The 20,324-nt window shown below is 54.4% G+C and carries 19 protein-coding genes and 1 riboswitch; of the genes, 12 read left to right on the forward strand and 7 right to left on the reverse strand.

The features are described from left to right. Positions 1 to 404 precede the first annotated feature (404 nt). On the forward strand, positions 405 to 1,994 hold the full coding sequence (purH, locus tag OGX80_RS00605; RefSeq protein WP_058668400.1) for a bifunctional phosphoribosylaminoimidazolecarboxamide formyltransferase/IMP cyclohydrolase: 1,590 nt from the start codon (positions 405 to 407) through the stop codon (positions 1,992 to 1,994). A gap of 15 nt (positions 1,995 to 2,009) precedes the next feature. Continuing rightward, positions 2,010 to 3,299, forward strand: coding sequence for a phosphoribosylamine--glycine ligase (gene purD, locus OGX80_RS00610; RefSeq protein WP_101744405.1), 1,290 nt, complete (start codon positions 2,010 to 2,012; stop codon positions 3,297 to 3,299). Between the two features lie 74 nt (positions 3,300 to 3,373). On the opposite strand, the gene OGX80_RS00615 is transcribed toward purD, so the two are convergent. The 6 genes from OGX80_RS00615 to nudC form a co-directional block, all read right to left on the reverse strand. Then, positions 3,374 to 4,066, reverse strand: a complete 693-nt coding sequence (locus OGX80_RS00615; RefSeq protein ID WP_024130651.1) for a DUF1481 domain-containing protein — start codon at positions 4,064 to 4,066, stop codon at positions 3,374 to 3,376. Positions 4,067 to 4,077: 11 nt separating this feature from the next. Next, positions 4,078 to 4,350 (reverse strand): nucleoid-associated protein HU-alpha, encoded by a 273-nt coding sequence (gene hupA, locus OGX80_RS00620; protein WP_001044509.1) that lies wholly within the window; start codon positions 4,348 to 4,350, stop codon positions 4,078 to 4,080. Between the two features lie 186 nt (positions 4,351 to 4,536). Further along, on the reverse strand, positions 4,537 to 5,127 hold the full coding sequence (locus OGX80_RS00625) for a YjaG family protein (protein ID WP_012133796.1): 591 nt from the start codon (positions 5,125 to 5,127) through the stop codon (positions 4,537 to 4,539). Between the two features lie 42 nt (positions 5,128 to 5,169). Next, the gene (gene nfi / locus OGX80_RS00630) at positions 5,170 to 5,841 is read right to left on the reverse strand and encodes a deoxyribonuclease V (RefSeq protein ID WP_012133797.1); all 672 of its coding nucleotides are present in this window, start codon (positions 5,839 to 5,841) and stop codon (positions 5,170 to 5,172) included. 9 nt (positions 5,842 to 5,850) lie between these two features. Beyond that, positions 5,851 to 6,915 carry a uroporphyrinogen decarboxylase gene (hemE, locus tag OGX80_RS00635; RefSeq protein ID WP_115182238.1) on the reverse strand — a complete coding sequence of 355 codons (1,065 nt, stop codon included), beginning with the start codon at positions 6,913 to 6,915 and terminating at the stop codon, positions 5,851 to 5,853. A gap of 39 nt (positions 6,916 to 6,954) precedes the next feature. Continuing rightward, positions 6,955 to 7,728 (reverse strand): NAD(+) diphosphatase, encoded by a 774-nt coding sequence (gene nudC, locus OGX80_RS00640; protein WP_012133799.1) that lies wholly within the window; start codon positions 7,726 to 7,728, stop codon positions 6,955 to 6,957. Between the two features lie 96 nt (positions 7,729 to 7,824). On the opposite strand from nudC, the gene OGX80_RS00645 reads away from it, so the two are divergent. The 10 genes from OGX80_RS00645 (at position 7,825) to OGX80_RS22380 (ending at position 15,657) form a co-directional block, all read left to right on the forward strand. Continuing rightward, complete coding sequence (locus OGX80_RS00645; protein WP_012133800.1) at positions 7,825 to 8,328, forward strand: Rsd/AlgQ family anti-sigma factor; 504 nt, start codon at positions 7,825 to 7,827, stop codon at positions 8,326 to 8,328. A 50-nt stretch (positions 8,329 to 8,378) separates the two neighbouring features. Further along, positions 8,379 to 8,488: riboswitch (TPP riboswitch) on the forward strand. A gap of 85 nt (positions 8,489 to 8,573) precedes the next feature. Further along, positions 8,574 to 10,469, forward strand: coding sequence for a phosphomethylpyrimidine synthase ThiC (thiC, locus tag OGX80_RS00650; protein ID WP_115182239.1), 1,896 nt, complete (start codon positions 8,574 to 8,576; stop codon positions 10,467 to 10,469). Then, entirely contained in the window at positions 10,469 to 11,104 is a 636-nt protein-coding gene (gene thiE / locus OGX80_RS00655) for a thiamine phosphate synthase (protein ID WP_115182240.1), read from the forward strand. The genes thiC and thiE overlap by 1 nt, the downstream gene beginning before the upstream one ends. Beyond that, positions 11,097 to 11,855 (forward strand): HesA/MoeB/ThiF family protein, encoded by a 759-nt coding sequence (locus OGX80_RS00660; RefSeq protein ID WP_058668397.1) that lies wholly within the window; start codon positions 11,097 to 11,099, stop codon positions 11,853 to 11,855. Before thiE ends, OGX80_RS00660 begins: the two co-directional genes overlap by 8 nt. Beyond that, complete coding sequence (gene thiS, locus OGX80_RS00665) at positions 11,836 to 12,036, forward strand: sulfur carrier protein ThiS (protein ID WP_012133804.1); 201 nt, start codon at positions 11,836 to 11,838, stop codon at positions 12,034 to 12,036. Before OGX80_RS00660 ends, thiS begins: the two co-directional genes overlap by 20 nt. Position 12,037: 1 nt before the next feature. Then, complete coding sequence (gene thiG, locus OGX80_RS00670; RefSeq protein WP_012133805.1) at positions 12,038 to 12,808, forward strand: thiazole synthase; 771 nt, start codon at positions 12,038 to 12,040, stop codon at positions 12,806 to 12,808. Beyond that, entirely contained in the window at positions 12,805 to 13,935 is a 1,131-nt protein-coding gene (thiH, locus tag OGX80_RS00675; RefSeq protein WP_114848817.1) for a 2-iminoacetate synthase ThiH, read from the forward strand. The genes thiG and thiH overlap by 4 nt, the downstream gene beginning before the upstream one ends. Before the next feature lie 308 nt (positions 13,936 to 14,243). Then, positions 14,244 to 14,549, forward strand: coding sequence for a PTS sugar transporter subunit IIB (locus OGX80_RS00680; RefSeq protein WP_012133808.1), 306 nt, complete (start codon positions 14,244 to 14,246; stop codon positions 14,547 to 14,549). 4 nt (positions 14,550 to 14,553) lie between these two features. Further along, a complete protein-coding gene (locus tag OGX80_RS00685; RefSeq protein WP_110494818.1) occupies positions 14,554 to 14,871 on the forward strand; it encodes a PTS lactose/cellobiose transporter subunit IIA in 318 nt (105 codons plus the stop codon). Between the two features lie 219 nt (positions 14,872 to 15,090). After that, the gene (locus tag OGX80_RS22380) at positions 15,091 to 15,657 is read left to right on the forward strand and encodes a hypothetical protein (protein WP_233644237.1); all 567 of its coding nucleotides are present in this window, start codon (positions 15,091 to 15,093) and stop codon (positions 15,655 to 15,657) included. 379 nt (positions 15,658 to 16,036) lie between these two features. Here the strand turns inward: OGX80_RS22380 and rpoC are convergent, their stop codons facing one another. Beyond that, complete coding sequence (gene rpoC, locus OGX80_RS00695; RefSeq protein ID WP_071258107.1) at positions 16,037 to 20,260, reverse strand: DNA-directed RNA polymerase subunit beta'; 4,224 nt, start codon at positions 20,258 to 20,260, stop codon at positions 16,037 to 16,039. Positions 20,261 to 20,324 lie beyond the last annotated feature (64 nt).

Below are 20,324 nucleotides of genomic sequence, written 5' to 3' on the forward strand. Positions count from 1 at the left end.
CAGGATTTTTCTCTTTAATCAACCGGCTGTTTGTGTGAAGTGATTCACATCCGCCGTGTCGATGGAGGCGCATTATAGGGAGTTCTCCGCAGGCCGCAATAGAAAAATGACAGAAAAATGACTGACTGCTGCATTCCCCAGCAAAACCCCGCCTTATACCCTTTTACACACAGAGTTATCCACAATCCTGGCGATCATTTCCTGAATCTCTCCTTAATAAAGACGCGCTCAATACAGGAATAAAAGGGTATCGAATGGAAAAAGAAAAATTCGCGAGCGTTGCGCAAACGTTTTCGTTACAATGCCACCGCAAAACAAGGATGCCCCGTAAGGGGCGTTAGCTGAGTTTTTCACGAAAAATTCAGCTAACGCTCTCTGTAATAGTCAAATCCAGGGGATTTACCATGCAACAACGTCGTCCAGTCCGCCGCGCTCTGCTCAGTGTTTCTGATAAGGCCGGTATCGTCGAATTCGCCCAGGCACTTTCCGCACGCGGTGTGGAGCTGCTGTCTACAGGGGGCACTGCCCGTCTGTTAGCAGATAAAGGTCTGCCGGTGACCGAAGTTTCCGATTACACCGGTTTCCCGGAAATGATGGATGGACGCGTGAAGACCCTGCATCCGAAAGTACACGGCGGTATTCTCGGTCGCCGTGGTCAGGATGACGGAATTATGGAACAACACGGTATCGCGCCAATCGATATGGTTGTTGTTAACCTGTACCCGTTCGCCCAGACTGTCGCTCGTGAAGGTTGCTCGCTGGAAGATGCCGTAGAGAACATTGATATCGGCGGCCCGACCATGGTGCGCTCCGCTGCCAAGAACCATAAAGATGTCGCTATCGTTGTAAAGAGCAGCGACTACGACGCCATTATTAAAGAGATGGATAGCAACGACGGTTCACTGACCCTTGATACCCGCTTCGATCTCGCCATTAAAGCCTTCGAACACACCGCCGCCTACGACAGCATGATTGCCAACTACTTCGGCAGCATGGTTCCGGCATATCACGGTGAAAGCAAAGAGGCCGCTGGCCGCTTCCCGCGTACCCTGAATCTGAACTTCATTAAGAAGCAGGATATGCGCTACGGCGAAAACAGCCACCAGCAGGCAGCCTTCTATATAGAAGAGAATGTGCAAGAAGCATCTGTTGCGACCGCGCAGCAGGTACAGGGCAAAGCGCTCTCCTACAACAACATCGCCGATACCGACGCGGCGCTGGAGTGTGTGAAAGAGTTCAGCGAGCCCGCCTGCGTCATCGTGAAGCACGCTAACCCGTGTGGCGTGGCGGTAAGCACTTCTATTCTCGACGCCTACGATCGCGCATACAAGACTGACCCGACCTCCGCATTCGGTGGCATCATCGCGTTTAACCGCGAACTGGATGCCGAAACGGCACAGGCCATCATCTCCCGTCAGTTTGTCGAAGTGATCATTGCGCCTTCCGCAACCGAAGACGCACTGAAAATCACCGCCGCCAAACAGAACGTGCGCGTCCTGACCTGCGGCCAGTGGGCCGAGCGCGTCCCGGGCCTGGACTTCAAACGTGTCAACGGCGGTCTGCTGGTTCAGGATCGTGACCTGGGTATGGTAACGGCAGGCGAACTGCGCGTAGTGTCCAAACGTCAGCCGAGCGAGCAGGAACTGCGTGACGCGCTGTTCTGCTGGAAAGTAGCGAAGTTTGTGAAATCCAACGCGATTGTGTACGCGAAAGAGAATATGACTATCGGTATTGGCGCGGGCCAGATGAGCCGCGTTTATTCCGCGAAGATCGCCGGTATTAAAGCGGGCGATGAAGGGCTGGAAGTAAAAGGTTCCGCAATGGCCTCTGACGCGTTCTTCCCGTTCCGCGACGGTATTGATGCTGCGGCTGCTGTTGGCGTGAGCTGCGTGATCCAGCCCGGTGGCTCCATCCGTGATGATGAAGTCATTGCCGCCGCTGATGAACACGGCATTGCGATGATCTTCACCGACATGCGTCACTTCCGCCATTAATTCACGGAGCAGACAATGAAAGTATTAGTAATCGGCAACGGCGGGCGCGAACACGCCCTGGCGTGGAAAGCGGCGCAATCACCGCAGGTTGAAACCGTGTATGTCGCGCCAGGTAACGCCGGAACAGCGCTGGAACCGGCGCTGCAAAACGTCGCTATTGGCGTCACGGATATTCCGGCACTGCTGAGCTTTGCCCAGAACGAGAAGATCGATCTGACCATCGTCGGCCCGGAAGCGCCGCTGGTGAAAGGCGTGGTGGATACTTTCCGCGCCGCTGGCCTGAAAATCTTTGGCCCAACCGAAGGCGCCGCACAGCTGGAAGGCTCCAAAGCCTTCACCAAGGATTTCCTCGCCCGTCACCAGATTCCGACGGCGGAGTACCAGAACTTCACGGAGATCGAACCCGCGCTGGCTTACCTGCGTGAGAAAGGCGCGCCGATCGTTATTAAAGCCGACGGACTGGCTGCCGGGAAAGGCGTGATTGTGGCGATGACGCTGAGCGAGGCCGAAGCCGCCGTTCATGACATGCTGGCGGGCAACGCGTTTGGCGACGCGGGACACCGTATCGTGATCGAAGAGTTCCTCGACGGTGAAGAAGCGAGCTTCATCGTGATGGTCGATGGCGAGCATGTGTTGCCAATGGCCACCAGCCAGGATCACAAACGCGTCGGCGATGGCGATACCGGGTTGAATACCGGCGGTATGGGCGCTTACTCCCCGGCGCCGGTGGTGACCGACGAGGTTCATCAGCGCACGATGGAGCGCATCATTTGGCCAACCGTAAAAGGCATGGCGGCGGAAGGCAATACTTATACCGGCTTCCTGTACGCTGGGCTGATGATCGATAAGCAGGGCAACCCGAAAGTTATCGAATTCAACTGCCGCTTTGGTGACCCGGAAACCCAGCCAATCATGCTGCGTATGAAATCCGATCTGGTTGAACTTTGTCTGGCTGCCTGCGACGGTAAGCTGGACGAGAAAACGTCTGAGTGGGATGAGCGCGCATCGCTCGGCGTGGTGATGGCGGCTGGCGGTTATCCGGGCGACTACCGCACAGGCGATGTGATCCACGGTCTGCCGCTGGAAGAGGTGGCGGACGGTAAGGTATTCCATGCCGGCACCAAACTGGCGGAAGATGACCGGGTCGTTACAAGCGGCGGTCGCGTACTGTGCGCCACTGCGCTAGGCCATACCGTTGCCGAAGCACAGCAGCGTGCCTACGCGCTGATGGCAGATATCCGCTGGGATAACTGCTTTAGCCGCAAAGATATCGGCTGGCGCGCGATCGAACGCGAGCAAAACTAACGCTGACACCTCTTATCCGGCCTATGGAGAGCAACTGTAGGCCGGATAAGACGCAAGCCGCCATCCGGCAATCATCAGAACGTCTTCTCTATAGGTTGCCAGTGGCAGAAGTCTTCATTGGCCACCAGCAGCAGCTGAGAGCCATCAGGCGCCTCCAGCCATGCCACACTCACCTCTATCGATGAACGCTGCTGACGTCGCTCTATGTGGCTGATAGCCCACGCATCCAGGTCTGGTTTCAACGTTTCGCCTTCGCAGGTAGTTACCGTGCGGTCTGCATGCCAGCGTCCCTGACGCAGCACGACGCGCCCCTGACGCAATGCGTCACTGGTCTGGCGGATCTGATTGGCGCGATAGCGGTATAAGGCGATCTGGTCGCTGGAAAGCTGCTGCTTCTGCCCGTCGACTTCATGCTGCATAAAACTGAGCTCGCCATGATCGTCGAAGCGTGCGCGAATATGTTCAGAAGGTTTGCTGTAAATATTGAGTTCAATCAGGGAGAGCATGTCGCCCTGCCAGCGGTATTCGCTGGTTGTGGTGCTGCCGTTACGCCACGGGCTAAAGACCGAGAGCAGATGGACGCCATCGCTGGAATCTTTACGCCAGATGCGTACCGCACCCTGGTCGTCAACATAACCGCTGGCCGTAAACGGTGGAAGCGTCGTGTTATGGCTACAAGCGGACAGCAACAGCGCGCCTGCCAACGTCAGCATACGACGCCAGACAGACAAAAGGGGCGAGAGCGCCCCTTCATTAAAACTGTTCACTGCCACGCGAATTACTTAACTGCGTCTTTCAGTGCTTTACCAGAAACAAACGCCGGTACATTCGCTGCAGCGATTTTGATTTCTTTACCGGTCTGCGGGTTGCGGCCAGTACGCTCAGCGCGGTGGTTCACTTTGAAGGTACCGAAACCAACCAGTTGTACAGCATCGCCTTCTTTCAGAGACTCAGTAATAGCAGCCAGAGTGGATTCCAGAGCAGCTTTAGCCTGGGTTTTGGACAGTTCTGCTTTGTCTGCAATTACATCAATCAGTTGAGTCTTGTTCATAAGTTATCCTTACAATGTGTTTATCGCTTGCTAAGCATCGAGTGCGACGGAAATGCCAGAAAAGCACTCTCCTGCATACACGCACCGATAGCCACTTTTTTTCGCCCCCCAAATGTAGACCAGACGGGGGGCGGAAGGGAAGCCTCCAGGCACGACAAATCAGGCGTTAAATCACGTTTTCTGGTGTCATTGCTCAAAATTTATACCGATATTGCTCTCGCCGGCCTCGCGCAGGTCTGCCCGAAGCCCTTTTATCAGCTCAATATCGCGTTCTTCGCAGTCGGCCAAAAGTCGGAATATTTCCCACTGAATGTCCCATTCCTGTTCAACAGCCGGGTTTTCTTTGAGCTCTTCATCGGTCATTTCTCGACCAGCCTGAGTCATTTCCAGCATCGCAACCGTGGTAATGGATGTCTTACTGACCTCAATGGCATGTTCCAGCGTTTCGCCACTGAGACGAGAATGCATTAACTCGCTTAATGCAACGCAGGCATCAATCGCCGGGTAAACGCCGTACAGATCAAAATCGTCAGCAGCCGGAATCGCTTCCTCAAACTTTTCCAGCTGGCTGTCAAAATTGACCTTCGCATCTTTCACCGTCAGCGTTTCCCAGATGAGATCCAGGATTCGGCGGTACACCTGCCCATCGCCAAAACCCGTCTGCTGACAGAACATGGCATAGTTCGGATACATACGCTCGCACAAACAAGCCATAAAGGTGACGTGCTGCCAGCTTTCCAGGCGTTCCAGACGCAGATGAATCGGGTTTTGTAACATGTTGAATTCTCGAAATCAGAAATGAGCCGCAGTGTACCTGAATCAGCGGTGATTTGCTTGCCAGCGCACAAACGCCGGACGCTCTGATGCCACCGCATCCGCCCAGCGCGTCGGTTCCGGCAGACGGTAGCCTTGCATACAGCGCTGCACCCACGCCAACGCGCTGTCGGTACTCACGCGATGTCCGGTCGCGATAAACAGCGGGTTACAGCGCGCTTTACTGCGCCAGACCCAGGCTAACTGCTCGCCTTTGTCCATCAGCGGAGCCAGCGCGCCAGGTTCGGCGGAAAGCGGCTCAAACTTGCCGCACAGCCGTTTTTTCGCTACGCCGATGGTGGGTACATCCATCATCAATCCAAAGTGGCTTGCCACCCCCAGACGACGCGGGTGGGAAATACCGTGCCCATCGACAAAGACTAAATCCGGTTTTTGCGACAGCTGTTCCCACGCCGCCAACAGCGCAGGATACTCGCGAAAGGAGAGGAAGCCGGGGATATACGGCATGGTAGTGGCGATACGCGCCACTTTGTATTCCACCAGCTCAAGCGCTGGATACGTCAACAGCACCATCGCCGCTCGCGTCACTTCACCGCCCTGCTCGAACCCAACATCCGCCCCGGCGATCAGATCCGGCGGATCGTTATCAAGGCGATCCTCGCGGATCACCGACGAGGCGAGTTCAATTTGTTGAGCGCGTAGCGACGCGAGATCCATAATGACTCCTTAGCGGTGGTACTGTTCGGACAAGCGGTGTACCGCATCAACAAATGCGCCCGCGTGCTCCGGTGGTACATCCTGGTGGATGCCGTGTCCAAGATTAAAGACGTGGCCCTCACCCTGGCCGAATCCGGCGAGAATCGTCGCCACTTCTTCTTCAATGCGCGCCGGTGGCGCATAGAGCATGGACGGGTCCATATTGCCCTGTAGCGCCACTTTATGGCCCACGCGACGGCGCGCGTCGGCAATATCGGTTGTCCAGTCGAGGCCTAACGCATCACACCCGGTTTCCGCCATCGCCTCCAGCCACTGGCCGCCACCTTTGGTGAATAACGTGACCGGTACACGGCGACCGTCGTTTTCCCGCAGCAGACCATCAACGATTTTATGCATGTAATACAGCGAGAACTGCTGGTAATCGCGCCCCGTCAGCACGCCGCCCCAGGTGTCGAAAATCATGACCGACTGCGCGCCCGCTTTAATCTGCGCGTTGAGATACAGAGTGACGCTTTTCGCCAGCTTATCGAGCAGCGCATGCAGCGCCTGCGGATCGGCATACATCATTTTTTTGATGACGGTAAAGGCTTTGCTGCTGCCGCCTTCCACCATGTAAGTCGCCAGCGTCCACGGGCTGCCGGAAAAACCGATCAGCGGAACGTCACCTTTCAACTCGCGGCGAATCGTACGCACCGCGTTCATCACGTAGCCCAGTTCGTCTTCCGGGTCAGGAATCGGTAGCTTATCGACATCCGCTTTACAGGCGACTGGCGAAGTAAAGCGCGGGCCTTCCCCGGCCTCAAAATAGAGTCTCAGCCCCATCGCATCCGGGATGGTCAGAATGTCCGAGAAGAGGATCGCCGCATCAAGCGGGTAGCGCCGCAGCGGTTGTAGCGTGACTTCGCACGCCAGCTCAGCATTTTTGCACAGCGACATAAAATCGCCTGCTTGTGCGCGGGTGGCTTTGTACTCCGGCAGATAGCGGCCTGCCTGGCGCATCATCCATACCGGGGTAACATCAACGGGCTGGCGCAGCAGCGCACGCAGATAACGATCGTTCTTCAGTTCGGTCATTTTGCAGTTCCTTCATTGCGTCAGGGTGCCAGTGTACCATCACTCATACTCAGCCCGACACATTGCCACAGTATCTTCGATCAAACGACGCGCCACCGTGCCCGGCGGCGGCAATAACGGAAGATCGTCATAGCGATACCAGCCCGCCTCCAGCAGCTCTTTCGGGTCGATGACAATCTCGCCGCTGTCATACTCCGCCATAAACGCCGTCATCAGCGATTGCGGGAACGGCCAGGGCTGTGAGGTCACGTAACGCAAATTTTTCACTTTGATGCCGCTCTCTTCCATCACTTCGCGCGCGACCGCCTGCTCTAAGGTCTCCCCCACTTCCACAAACCCGGCCAGCACCGTATGAACACCGTTGCGATGGCGCGTATGCTGGGCCAGTAAAATGGAATCGGCGCGCCGGATGGCGACAATAATGCAGGGAGCAATCTGCGGATAGTAACGCTCACGGCAGTGGCTGCACAGCATCGCCCATTCGGTCTTGCTTGGGTACATGGGGTGGCCGCAGTAACCGCAGAATTTGTGCGAACGGTAAAATTCCGCCAGCTGCACGCCCCGCCCCGCCAGTTGAAACAGGCCAACGTCCTGATCGATAACCTGCCGTACCGACCCCATATCATGCCGACGATGCTGTAACACCAGCCAGACAGGCTCCCCTTCCCACTCGCCAATCAGGAGTGCGCGCTGCCCCACAAGATCGAAATTTGTCGCTTCGCCATATGGCAATTCTCCACGAGGCAACCATAATTTTTGCTCGTGACTGACGATCCACCAACCGTGATCTAATTTTTCAATAATACGATCCATAGCTCTTGCACTACCTTTGCTTCACTGGCATGTTGTTAACATTATATTTACATTTTTCAGGTGAGCAGTTTTAAATCTAAACTTGCGGAGTCAATCATGCTAAACCAGCTGGAAAGCCTGACGGAACACGTCGAAGGAAGTAATAAACTGGTTGATCGCTGGCTACATGTACGTAAGCACCTGCTCGTGGCTTACTACAATCTGGTTGGCATTAAGCCTGGCAAAGAATCGTACATGCGGCTGAATGAAAAAGCGCTGGATGATTTTTGTCAGGGCCTGGTCGACTACCTTTCCGCCGGACACTTCAGTATTTATGAACACATTATCCGTGAAATGGAAGAGGGAAACCCGCGTTCAACCGCAACGCGCCTCCATTCATTGCTGGAAGCCAATACTCAACAGATCATGGAATATTACGACTCCAGCCTGGAGAACGCGATCGATCACGATAATTATGCGGAATTTCAGCAAGTGCTCTCCGACATCGGCGAAGCGCTGGAAGCGCGGTTTACGCTGGAAGATAAACTCATCCTGCTGGCCTTCGACAATAATCTAACGCTTAATGCCCAGGATGAAAGCGGAATTGCACGGCCTGCTTGAGTTATGAATCAGTAACGAGTAATTTACATCCATTGCCCCGTCGCCGGGGTTACATCTTGTCGGAGTGCCGTGTGTGAAAACACAGGCTGAGACCGTTAATTCGGGATCCGCGGAACCTGATCAGGCTAATACCTGCGAAGGGAACAAGAGTAAACTGCTTTATGCGTCAACCTGTACGGGCAACGCGCATCCATTACTCCATCCGTCGTCTGACAAGCCACGTCCTTCACTTTTTGGAATGAGCTATGTCTGCAACAAAATTGACTCGCCGCGAACAACGCGCCCAGGCCCAACACTTTATCGACACCCTGGAAGGCACCGCCTTTCCGAACTCAAAACGTATTTATATTACCGGCTCACAACCGGACATCCGCATTCCGATGCGTGAAATCCAGCTAAGCCCCACGCTCATCGGCGGCAGCAAAGATAATCCGCAATACGAAGAGAACGAAGCCATCCCGGTCTATGACACCTCTGGCCCCTATGGCGATCCTGATGTCGCCATTAACGTTCAGCAGGGGCTGGCAAAACTGCGTCAGCCCTGGATTGAGGCTCGTGCAGACAGCGAAGAATTGACCGACCGTAGCTCGGCGTACACCAAAGAACGTCTGGCCGATGATGGACTGGACGAGCTGCGTTTTACGGGGCTGCTCACGCCGAAGCGCGCCAAAGCGGGCAAATGCGTAACGCAACTGCATTATGCGCGTCAGGGGATTGTAACCCCGGAAATGGAGTTTATCGCTATTCGTGAAAACATGGGGCGTGAGCGCATTCGCGGCGATGTGTTACGCCAGCAGCATCCGGGCGTTGGGTTTGGCGCGCGTCTGCCGGAAAACATCACGCCAGAATTTGTTCGTGACGAAGTGGCCGCCGGTCGCGCGATTATCCCGGCCAACATCAACCACCCGGAATCCGAACCGATGATCATCGGACGCAACTTCCTGGTGAAGGTCAACGCCAATATCGGCAACTCAGCGGTCACTTCCTCCATTGAAGAAGAGGTGGAAAAACTGGTGTGGTCAACGCGCTGGGGCGCAGATACGGTGATGGACCTCTCAACCGGTCGCTATATTCACGAAACTCGCGAGTGGATCCTGCGTAACAGCCCGGTACCGATCGGCACCGTGCCGATCTATCAGGCGCTGGAGAAAGTAAACGGGATCGCCGAAGATCTCACCTGGGAAGCCTTCCGCGACACGCTGCTGGAGCAGGCGGAACAGGGCGTCGATTACTTCACCATCCACGCAGGCGTGCTACTGCGCTATGTGCCAATGACCGCAAAACGTCTGACCGGTATCGTCTCGCGCGGCGGTTCGATCATGGCGAAATGGTGCCTCTCTCACCATCAAGAAAACTTCCTCTACGAGCACTTCCGCGAAATCTGCGAAATCTGCGCCGCTTACGATGTCTCGCTGTCGCTGGGCGACGGCCTGCGTCCGGGATCGATTCAGGATGCGAACGACGAAGCGCAGTTTGCCGAGCTGCACACGCTGGGCGAGCTGACCAAAATTGCCTGGGAGTACGACGTGCAGGTGATGATTGAAGGCCCTGGCCACGTACCGATGCAGATGATCCGCCGTAACATGACCGAAGAGCTGGAACACTGCCACGAAGCGCCGTTCTACACCTTAGGGCCACTGACCACCGATATTGCGCCGGGCTACGACCACTTCACCTCCGGTATTGGCGCGGCAATGATTGGCTGGTTTGGCTGCGCCATGCTCTGCTACGTAACGCCAAAAGAGCACCTCGGCCTGCCGAACAAAGAGGATGTGAAACAGGGGCTGATCACCTACAAAATCGCGGCGCATGCCGCCGACCTGGCAAAAGGCCATCCTGGCGCGCAAATCCGCGATAACGCCATGTCGAAAGCCCGCTTTGAATTCCGTTGGGAAGACCAGTTTAACCTGGCGCTTGATCCGTTCACCGCCCGCGCCTACCACGACGAAACCCTGCCGCAGGAGTCCGGTAAAGTGGCGCACTTCTGTTCCATGTGCGGCCCCAAATTCTGCTCAATGAAGATCAGCCAGGAAGTCCGCGACTACGCGGCGGCGCAGACCATCGAGGTAGGAATGGCGGATATGTCAGAAAACTTCCGCGCCAAAGGCGGTGAAATCTATCTCAAGAAGGAGGAAGCATAATGTATCAGCCCGATTTCCCGGCGGTGCCTTTCCGCCTGGGGCTTTATCCGGTCGTTGATAGCGTGCAATGGATCGAACGCTTGCTGGAAGCGGGTGTCCGCACCCTCCAGCTACGTATCAAAGACAAGCGCGACGAAGAGGTGGAGGACGATGTATCAGCCGCTATCGCGCTGGGTCGCCGCTACAATGCCCGCCTGTTCATCAATGACTACTGGCGACTGGCGATCAAACACAACGCTTACGGGGTGCATCTCGGTCAGGAAGATCTGGAAACCACCGACCTGAAGGCGATTCAGGCTGCCGGGCTGCGCTTAGGCGTTTCCACCCACGATGACATGGAAATCGACATAGCGCTGGCGGCCAGACCGTCTTATATCGCACTCGGCCACGTATTCCCGACGCAAACCAAACAGATGCCGTCCGCGCCGCAAGGACTGGAGCAGCTGGCGCGCCATATTGAACGTCTTGGCGATTACCCCACCGTTGCCATCGGCGGGATCAGCCTCGAACGCGCCTCGCCGGTGCTGGAAACCGGTGTGGGCAGTATTGCCGTCGTCAGCGCCATTACCCAGGCGGAAGACTGGTGCGAAGCAACGGCGCAGTTACTGGCAATCGCGGGGGCTGGCGATGAATGATCGCGACTTTATGCGCTACAGCCGACAAATTTTGCTCGGCGATATCGCCATTGAAGGGCAGCAAAAATTGCTCGCCAGCCGGGTTCTGATTGTCGGGCTGGGCGGTTTGGGTTCCCCTGCGGCGCTCTATCTGGCGGGCGCTGGCATCGGTACGCTGGTTTTAGCCGACGATGACGAAGTGCATCTGAGCAATCTGCAACGGCAAATCCTGTTCACCACAGATGATATTGCCCGCCCTAAATCCCTGGTGACAAAGCAGCGGCTGGCGCGGCTGAACCCGGATATTGAACTGCTGGCGTTACAGCAGCGCCTCACTGGCGATGCGCTCCGCCATGCGGTTGAGCGCGCCGATGTGGTACTCGACTGTACCGACAACATGGCGACCCGTCAGGAGATCAACGCCGCCTGCGTCGCGCTGGATACTCCACTCATTACCGCCAGCGCCGTCGGCTTTGGCGGCCAGTTGATGGTGCTGACGCCGCCCTGGGAACAGGGCTGCTACCGCTGCCTGTGGCCGGATGATGAAGAACCGGAACGCAACTGCCGCACGGCAGGGATCGTCGGCCCCGTTGTCGGCGTGATGGGAACATTGCAGGCGCTGGAAGCCATCAAGTTACTGAGCGGGATGGACATCCCCGGCGGCGAGTTGCGGTTATTCGATGCCAAAACCAGCCAGTGGCGCAGTCTGGCATTGCATCGCGCCAGCGGTTGTCCGGTATGCGGAGGGCGTCATGCAGATTCAGTTCAATGATGAACCTATGCAGTGCGCTGACGGCCTGTCCGTTATCGATCTGCTCACTCAGCTTAACCAACTGAAACCAGGGGCGGCGCTGGCGCTGAATCAACAGATCCTGCCGCGTGAACAGTGGGAACAGCAAATCGTGCAGGAAGGCGACCAGATCCTGCTTTTTCAGGTTATTGCAGGGGGTTGATATGTTACGTATTGCAGATAAAACGTTTGATTCACATCTGTTCACCGGCACGGGGAAATTTGCCTCTTCACAGCTGATGGTCGAGGCGATTCGCGCTTCCGGCAGCCAGTTGGTCACGCTGGCGATGAAACGCGTGGATTTACGCCAGCACAATGACGCGATTCTGGCGCCGCTTATTGATGCCGGGGTAACGCTGCTTCCCAATACCTCCGGTGCGAAAACAGCGGAAGAAGCCATCTTCGCCGCGCAACTGGCGCGGGAGGCCCTGGGCACACACTGGCTGAAACTGGAGATTCACCCCGACGCGCGCTGGCTGCTACCGGACCCTGTCGAAACGCTGAAAGCCGCAGAAGCGCTGGTAAAACAGGGGTTCGTCGTGCTGCCCTACTGCGGCGCCGACCCGGTGTTGTGCAAACGTCTTGAGGAGGTTGGCTGCGCCGCCGTCATGCCGCTCGGTGCGCCCATTGGTTCCAATCAGGGGCTGGAGACGCGCGCGATGCTGGAGATCATCATCCAACAGGCCACCGTTCCGGTGGTGGTCGATGCCGGGATCGGCGTTCCCAGCCACGCCACACAGGCGCTGGAAATGGGCGCCGACGCGGTACTGGTGAATACGGCGATTGCGGTAGCGGATGATCCGGTGATGATGGCGCAGGCTTTTCGCCTGGCGGTTGAAGCCGGAGTTATGGCGCGTCGGGCCGTACCCGGAACGCGCAGCAGTTACGCTCAGGCCACCAGCCCGCTCACCGGATTTCTGGAGGCTTCGGCATGAAAACGTTCACCGACCGCTGGCAACAGCTGGACTGGGACGATATTCGCCTGCGCATCAACAGCAAAACCGCCGCCGATGTGGAACGGGCGCTTAACGCCACGCAACTTAGCCGCGACGACATGATGGCGCTGCTTTCACCCGCCGCCAGCGACTATCTGGAGCCGTTGGCCCAACGTGCGCAGCGCCTTACCCGTCAGCGCTTTGGCAATACCGTCAGCTTTTATGTGCCGCTGTATCTCTCCAATCTGTGCGCCAACGACTGCACTTACTGCGGCTTTTCCATGAGTAACCGCATTAAGCGCAAGACGCTGGATGAAACAGAAATAGGCCGTGAATGCGAGGCGATTCGCGAGCTGGGTTTTGAGCATCTCCTGCTTGTCACTGGCGAGCACCAGGCCAAAGTCGGCATGGACTATTTTCGTCGTCATTTGCCCACTATCCGTCGCCAGTTTTCTTCACTCCAGATGGAAGTGCAACCGCTGGCGGAAGAAGAGTATAGCGAGTTAAAAACGCTGGGGCTTGACGGCGTGATGGTCTACCAGGAGACCTACCATGAGGCGATTTACGCACAACACCATCTGAAAGGGAAAAAGCAGGATTTCTTCTGGCGGCTGGAAACCCCGGACAGGCTGGGTCGGGCAGGTATCGACAAAATTGGTCTCGGCGCGTTGATTGGGCTGTCTGATAGCTGGCGTGTGGACTGCTACATGGTAGCCGAGCATCTGCTCTGGATGCAGAAGCATTACTGGCAGAGCCGCTACTCTATCTCCTTCCCGCGTCTGCGCCCGTGTACTGGCGGCGTCGAACCCGCCTCCATCATGGATGAGCGCCAGTTGGTGCAAACCATTTGCGCATTTCGTCTGCTGGCGCCGGAGATTGAGCTGTCGCTCTCAACGCGCGAATCGCCGTGGTTTCGCGATCACGTTATTCCTTTGGCGATTAATAACGTCAGCGCATTTTCAAAAACGCAGCCAGGCGGCTATGCCGATAATCATCCCGAGCTGGAGCAATTTTCTCCTCATGACGATCGCCGACCAGAAGCCATTGCTAATGCACTGACCGCACAGGGGTTACAGCCCGTCTGGAAAGACTGGGATAGTTATCTGGGGCGTGCTTCGCAAACATAATGCACGAATGTGACACGGCGTAATTTTTTTGCGCGCCGGTGCGTAATACAAAAAACGGGAGATTGTCGTCAGGCTCCCGTTTTTTTATGTTGTCGTGGTCGGCAGCGGACGCTGACCAGGGCGAAAAATTCCTTCCTCATTTCGCCCTGCCTTCACATCTGGTCAGACGGTCTTTGCAGACCCCATCGGATTACTGCAACCGGTTTCAGTTTTTGTGTGATGCTTTACACACATTCACTTTAAGACGGTTGTTCTCCCCCCGGCCACAGGCTAAAGATGAAGAACCAAGGGAACCGTGAGAGCCGATTATGAAGAATATCGTTTTATGCTGTGCCGCCGGGATGTCCACCAGCATGCTGGTGCAACGGATGAAAGACGCCGCGCAGAAGAAAGGGGTTGAAGTCAGTATCAAAGCTGTTCCGGTGGCTGAATTTAAAGAAAACATCGCCACTGCGGATATTGTTTTGCTTGGCCCTCAGGTCAAGTATGAACAGGCGAAATTGCAGGCGCTTGCCGACCCCTTAGGTAAAAAGGTCGCGGTTATCGACATGATGGATTACGGCATGATGAAAGGCGATGCCGTGCTGGAAAAAGCCCTCAAGCTCATGGAGTAATAGCATGGAAGAGTTAGAGACGATCATCATGGAGCTGCTGGTCAACGCAGGCGCAGCCCGTAGTTCGGCACTGACCGCACTGCAACTGGCGCGAAAAGGCGATTTTGCTGGCGCCGAGAAAGCGATGGAAGAGTCGCACGAGTTTGTCAAACTGGCACACGGCATCCAGACAAAGCTGATTGGGATTGATGAAGGAACCGGAAAACTGCCTGTTAATCTGATCACCGTTCATTCCCAGGATCATCTGATGAACGCGATGGTTATTCAGGATCTGGCCGGGGATATGATTGAGTTGTACAGACGATTGTCGCTGGTAAAATAAACTAATATTTATTGCCCGGTAGCGCAGGCTACCGGGCCTGGTATTAGCTCAGCACGAAAGAATAATCATATTATTCTTTTATCAGTAACCATCCAGAACATTCATATTATAAATATGATATTTTTCCTGATAAAAAATATCCGAAAGAGAACTGTAATAATTAACTGACGTCCTTTATCATAGCGTAGATAAATAAACGCTTGACTGCAAGGACAGAACATGAGTCATTTCAAAGGTACAGATATATATTTTATAAAAGAGCTGATCTATAGCAAAGGCGGCTTACCCACCATTGCAAATACTATTGGCCCTACAGGAATACAGGTATTAAAACAGGTTTATCATTTAATGTGTGAACAGCAGGCTTTTTATAATGGAAAACCATTGGATTATAATCAGTTAAATTTATGGGATAAATTTAGAATCACACTTGGACTTAATATTACAGAAAAAACTGAAGCTAATGGCAAAACAACTTTTAACTTCGAATATTGTGGATTTACTACTTTTATCACTCCGGTTGATGGTTTTGGCAGGATGTTGCCAAAGTGGTTCTCGAAAAAACATAATACAAGCGTCCCAACCCCCTATACATTCGGCCGGGATCCTATTCCTAGTATAAATCTTTATCGTAATACAAAAGCAAAATTCTTTATGGCTAACGGTGGTGATAGTGTTCCTTGTGCAATGGCAAAATATAACGCAAAATCAGGACAATTAGTTTATATCGCCAGTGAAAATGAATTTTTATATATGATGCGAGAAACAAGAGACATGAAAAAATAACTCAGTTATTTATCAGATTTATAATTACAGATATGATTAAAAGCCAACATGGTATTGAAAAATAAAATACTTCTTTTTTATCTATACTGACTTTTACTCTGTAAATAACGATAGTAACAATGATAATAAGAAAAGAATAGATAAATATCAACAATGGCTTATGTTCAAATATACTCAATGACAAAAACAATAAAAAACCAGAGAGAAGTGTTGAAATTCTAACTTTTCTGGTAAATACGAAAAACCCAAACACTAAATAGAGTAATGAAATAATCGCAGGCATTTCTCTTTCCCTGTAGACAAACAACCTGATGTGCGGACTCCGGCACAATGCTGGTGGAGAAGTGTTTTTAAACACACCTCCCCACCAGTTTAACGATTACTCGTTGTCGGAACCGCCCAGGCCTGCGTTCAGCAGTTCTGCCAGGCTGGCAGACGCATCTTCAGCAGTCACCTGCGGTGCAGCCGGGAGTTCACCCGCAGCACGGCGGCGCATACGATCCTGGTGGTACGCATAACCGGTACCTGCCGGGATCAGACGACCCACGATAACGTTCTCTTTCAGGCCACGCAGTTCGTCGCGTTTACCCGCAACGGCTGCTTCGGTCAGGACACGCGTGGTCTCCTGGAACGATGCCGCAGAGATGAAGGACTCGGTTGCCAGAGACGCTTTGGTGATACCCAGCAGATCGCGGGAGAACGTTGCACCCACTTTGCCGTTCGCTTCCAGGTCGCGGTTAGCGATCTTGACGCGGGAGTATTCAACCTGCTCGCCTTCCAGGAAGTCGGAGCTACCTGCATTTTCGATGGTGGCTTTACGCAGCATCTGACGAACGATAACTTCGATGTGTTTATCGTTAATCTTAACGCCCTGCAAACGGTATACGTCCTGTACTTCGTTAACGATGTAACGAGTAACAGCATGAACACCACGCAGACGCAGAATGTCGTGCGGCGCTTCCGGGCCATCGGAAACCACGTCACCACGTTCTACACGTTCACCTTCGAACACGTTGAGCTGACGCCATTTCGGAATCATCTCTTCGTACGGCTCGCTACCGTCTACCGGGGTGATAACCAGACGACGTTTACCTTTGGTTTCTTTACCGAAGGAAATGATGCCGCTGATTTCAGCCAGGATTGCCGGCTCTTTCGGACGACGCGCTTCGAACAGGTCAGCAACGCGCGGCAGACCACCGGTAATATCCTTGGTACCGCCGGATTCCTGCGGAACACGCGCCAGGGTGTCACCAGAACTGATCTGTACGCCATCTTCCAGCTGAACAATCGCTTTACCCGGCAGGAAGTACTGCGCAGGCATATCGGTGCCAGGAATCAGAACGTCGTTACCCTGAGCATCAACGATTTTCAGCGCCGGACGCAGGTCTTTACCACCCGTAGTACGCTCTGCGGAATCCAGAACCACCAGAGAAGACAGACCGGTCAGCTCGTCAGTCTGACGAGTAATGGTCTGGCCGTCGATCATGTCAGTAAAGCGGACGAAACCACTTACTTCGGTGATAACCGGCATGGTGTGCGGGTCCCAGTTTGCAACGGTTTCGCCGCCGGCAACCTGCTCGCCATCACCTTTCGCCATAACAGAGCCGTAAGGCACTTTATAGCTCTCTTTGGTACGACCGAATTCGTCGATCAGTTTCAGCTCGGTGTTACGGGAGGTGATAACCAGTTTACCGCTGGAGTTCACAACCGACTTCGCGTTGCTCAGACGGATGCTACCTTTGTTTTTCACCTGGATGCTGGATTCAGCAGCCGCACGAGATGCCGCACCACCGATGTGGAACGTACGCATCGTCAGCTGTGTACCCGGCTCACCGATGGACTGTGCCGCGATAACGCCGATAGCTTCACCTTTGTTGATGATGTGGCCACGCGCCAGGTCACGACCGTAGCAGTGCGCACATACACCAAAGTCAGTGTCACAGGATACAACGGAACGCACTTTAACGGCGTCAACAGAGTTCTCTTCCAGCAGGTCACACCACTGTTCGTGCAGCAGCGTGTTGCGCGGAACCAGAATATCTGCGGTGCCCGGCTTCAGTACGTCTTCAGCAGTCACACGACCCAGTACGCGATCGCGCAGCGGCTCTTTAACGTCGCCACCCTCGATAACCGGAGTCATCAGGATACCTTCGTGAGTGCCGCAGTCGTCTTCAGTTACCACCAGATCCTGCGCAACGTCAACCAGACGACGAGTCAGGTAACCGGAGTTCGCTGTTTTCAGTGCGGTATCCGCCAGACCTTTACGCGCACCGTGAGTGGAGATGAAGTACTGGAGTACGTTCAGACCTTCACGGAAGTTCGCGGTGATTGGCGTTTCGATGATGGAGCCATCTGGCTTCGCCATCAGACCACGCATACCAGCAAGCTGACGAATCTGTGCCGCAGAACCACGCGCACCGGAGTCGGCCATCATGTAGATGCTGTTGAAGGAAACCTGCTGCTCTTCCTGACCGTCACGGTTAATCACGGTTTCGGTCTGTAGGTTATCCATCATCGCCTTGGATACACGATCGTTCGCCGCAGCCCAGATATCGATAACTTTGTTATAGCGTTCGCCCGCTGTTACCAGACCAGACTGGAACTGTTCCTGGATCTCAGCAACTTCGGCTTCCGCTTCGGAGATGATCTCGTGTTTCTTCTCCGGGATAACCATATCGTCGATACCAACGGATGCACCTGAACGCGCTGCATAAGCAAAGCCGGTGTACATCGTCTGGTCCGCAAAAATAACGGTCGGTTTCAGGCCCAGAATACGGTAGCAGGTGTTCAGCATTTTAGAGATGGCTTTCTTACCCAGCGCCTGGTTGACGATGGAGAAAGGCAGACCTTTCGGTACGATCATCCACAGAATGGCACGGCCGATGGTCGTGTCTTTCAGGCTGGTTTTCGCTACGAATTCGCCGTTAGCATCTTTTTCGTATTCGGTGATACGCACTTTAACGCGCGCATGCAGAGAGGCCAGGCCAGCGCGATAAATACGCTCAGCTTCTTTCGGGCCAGTCAGCACCATGCCTTCGCCTTTGGCGTTAACACAGTCACGGGTCATGTAGTACAGACCCAATACAACGTCCTGAGACGGAACGATGATAGGTTCGCCGTTCGCCGGGGACAGGATGTTGTTGGTAGACATCATCAGCGCACGCGCTTCCAGCTGGGCTTCCAGCGTCAGCGGTACGTGAACAGCCATCTGGTCACCATCGAAGTCGGCGTTATATGCCGCACAAACCAGCGGGTGCAGCTGGATAGCTTTACCTTCGATCAGTACCGGTTCAAATGCCTGGATACCCAAACGGTGCAGTGTTGGCGCACGGTTCAGCAGTACCGGGTGTTCGCGGATAACTTCGTCCAGGATATCCCAAACGACAGCTTCTTCACGCTCAACCATTTTCTTCGCGGCTTTGATGGTGGTGGCGAGGCCACGCAGTTCCAGCTTGCCGTAGATGAACGGTTTGAACAGCTCCAGCGCCATTTTCTTCGGCAGACCGCACTGATGCAGACGCAGGTATGGACCTACGGTGATGACAGAACGACCGGAGTAGTCAACACGCTTACCGAGCAGGTTCTGACGGAAACGACCCTGTTTACCTTTGATCATGTCGGCCAAAGATTTCAGAGGACGTTTGTTAGAACCGGTGATCGCACGACCGCGACGACCGTTATCCAGCAGGGCGTCAACCGCTTCCTGCAACATTCGTTTTTCGTTACGTACGATGATGTCCGGCGCAGCCAGATCCAGCAGACGTTTCAGACGGTTGTTACGGTTGATCACGCGACGATACAGATCGTTCAGATCCGACGTTGCGAAACGACCACCATCCAGCGGAACCAGCGGACGCAGATCTGGCGGCAGAACCGGCAGAACGGTCAGGATCATCCACTCTGGTTTGTTACCAGACTGAACGAATGCTTCCAGCAGTTTGATACGCTTGGTCAGCTTTTTACGCTTGGTTTCGGAGTTGGTTTCGTTCAGCTCTTCGCGCAGAGTTTCACACTCTTGCTCCAGATCCATGCTCTTCAGCAGGGCCTGAATAGCTTCCGCACCCATCTTCGCGTCGAATTCGTCACCGAACTCTTCCAGCGCGTCCAGATACTGTTCTTCAGTCAGGATCTGCTGGCGTTCCAGGTTAGTCATACCGCCTTCGATAACCACATAGGATTCGAAGTACAGCACGCGTTCGATATCGCGCAGCGGCATATCGAGCAGCAGGCCGATACGAGACGGCAGAGATTTCAGGAACCAGATGTGAGCAGTCGGGGACGCCAGCTCGATGTGGCCCATACGCTCACGGCGTACTTTAGTCTGGGTCACTTCAACGCCGCACTTCTCACAGATCACACCACGGTGTTTCAGGCGCTTGTACTTACCGCACAGGCACTCGTAATCTTTTACCGGCCCGAAGATACGGGCGCAGAAAAGGCCGTCACGCTCAGGCTTGAACGTACGGTAGTTGATGGTTTCCGGCTTTTTAACTTCACCGAAAGACCATGAACGGATCATGTCTGGCGAAGCCAGAGCAATTTTGATCGCATCAAACTCTTCGGTTTTAGTTTGCGCTTTCAGAAACTTTAATAAGTCTTTCACGGATTTGCTCCCGTCGGAGTTAGCACATTCCGCTGCCGGGTATTACCCCGGCAGCAGTGACCTG

Source organism: Citrobacter sp. CK194, from assembly GCF_030333395.1.
GTDB lineage: Bacteria > Pseudomonadota > Gammaproteobacteria > Enterobacterales > Enterobacteriaceae > Citrobacter_B > Citrobacter_B koseri.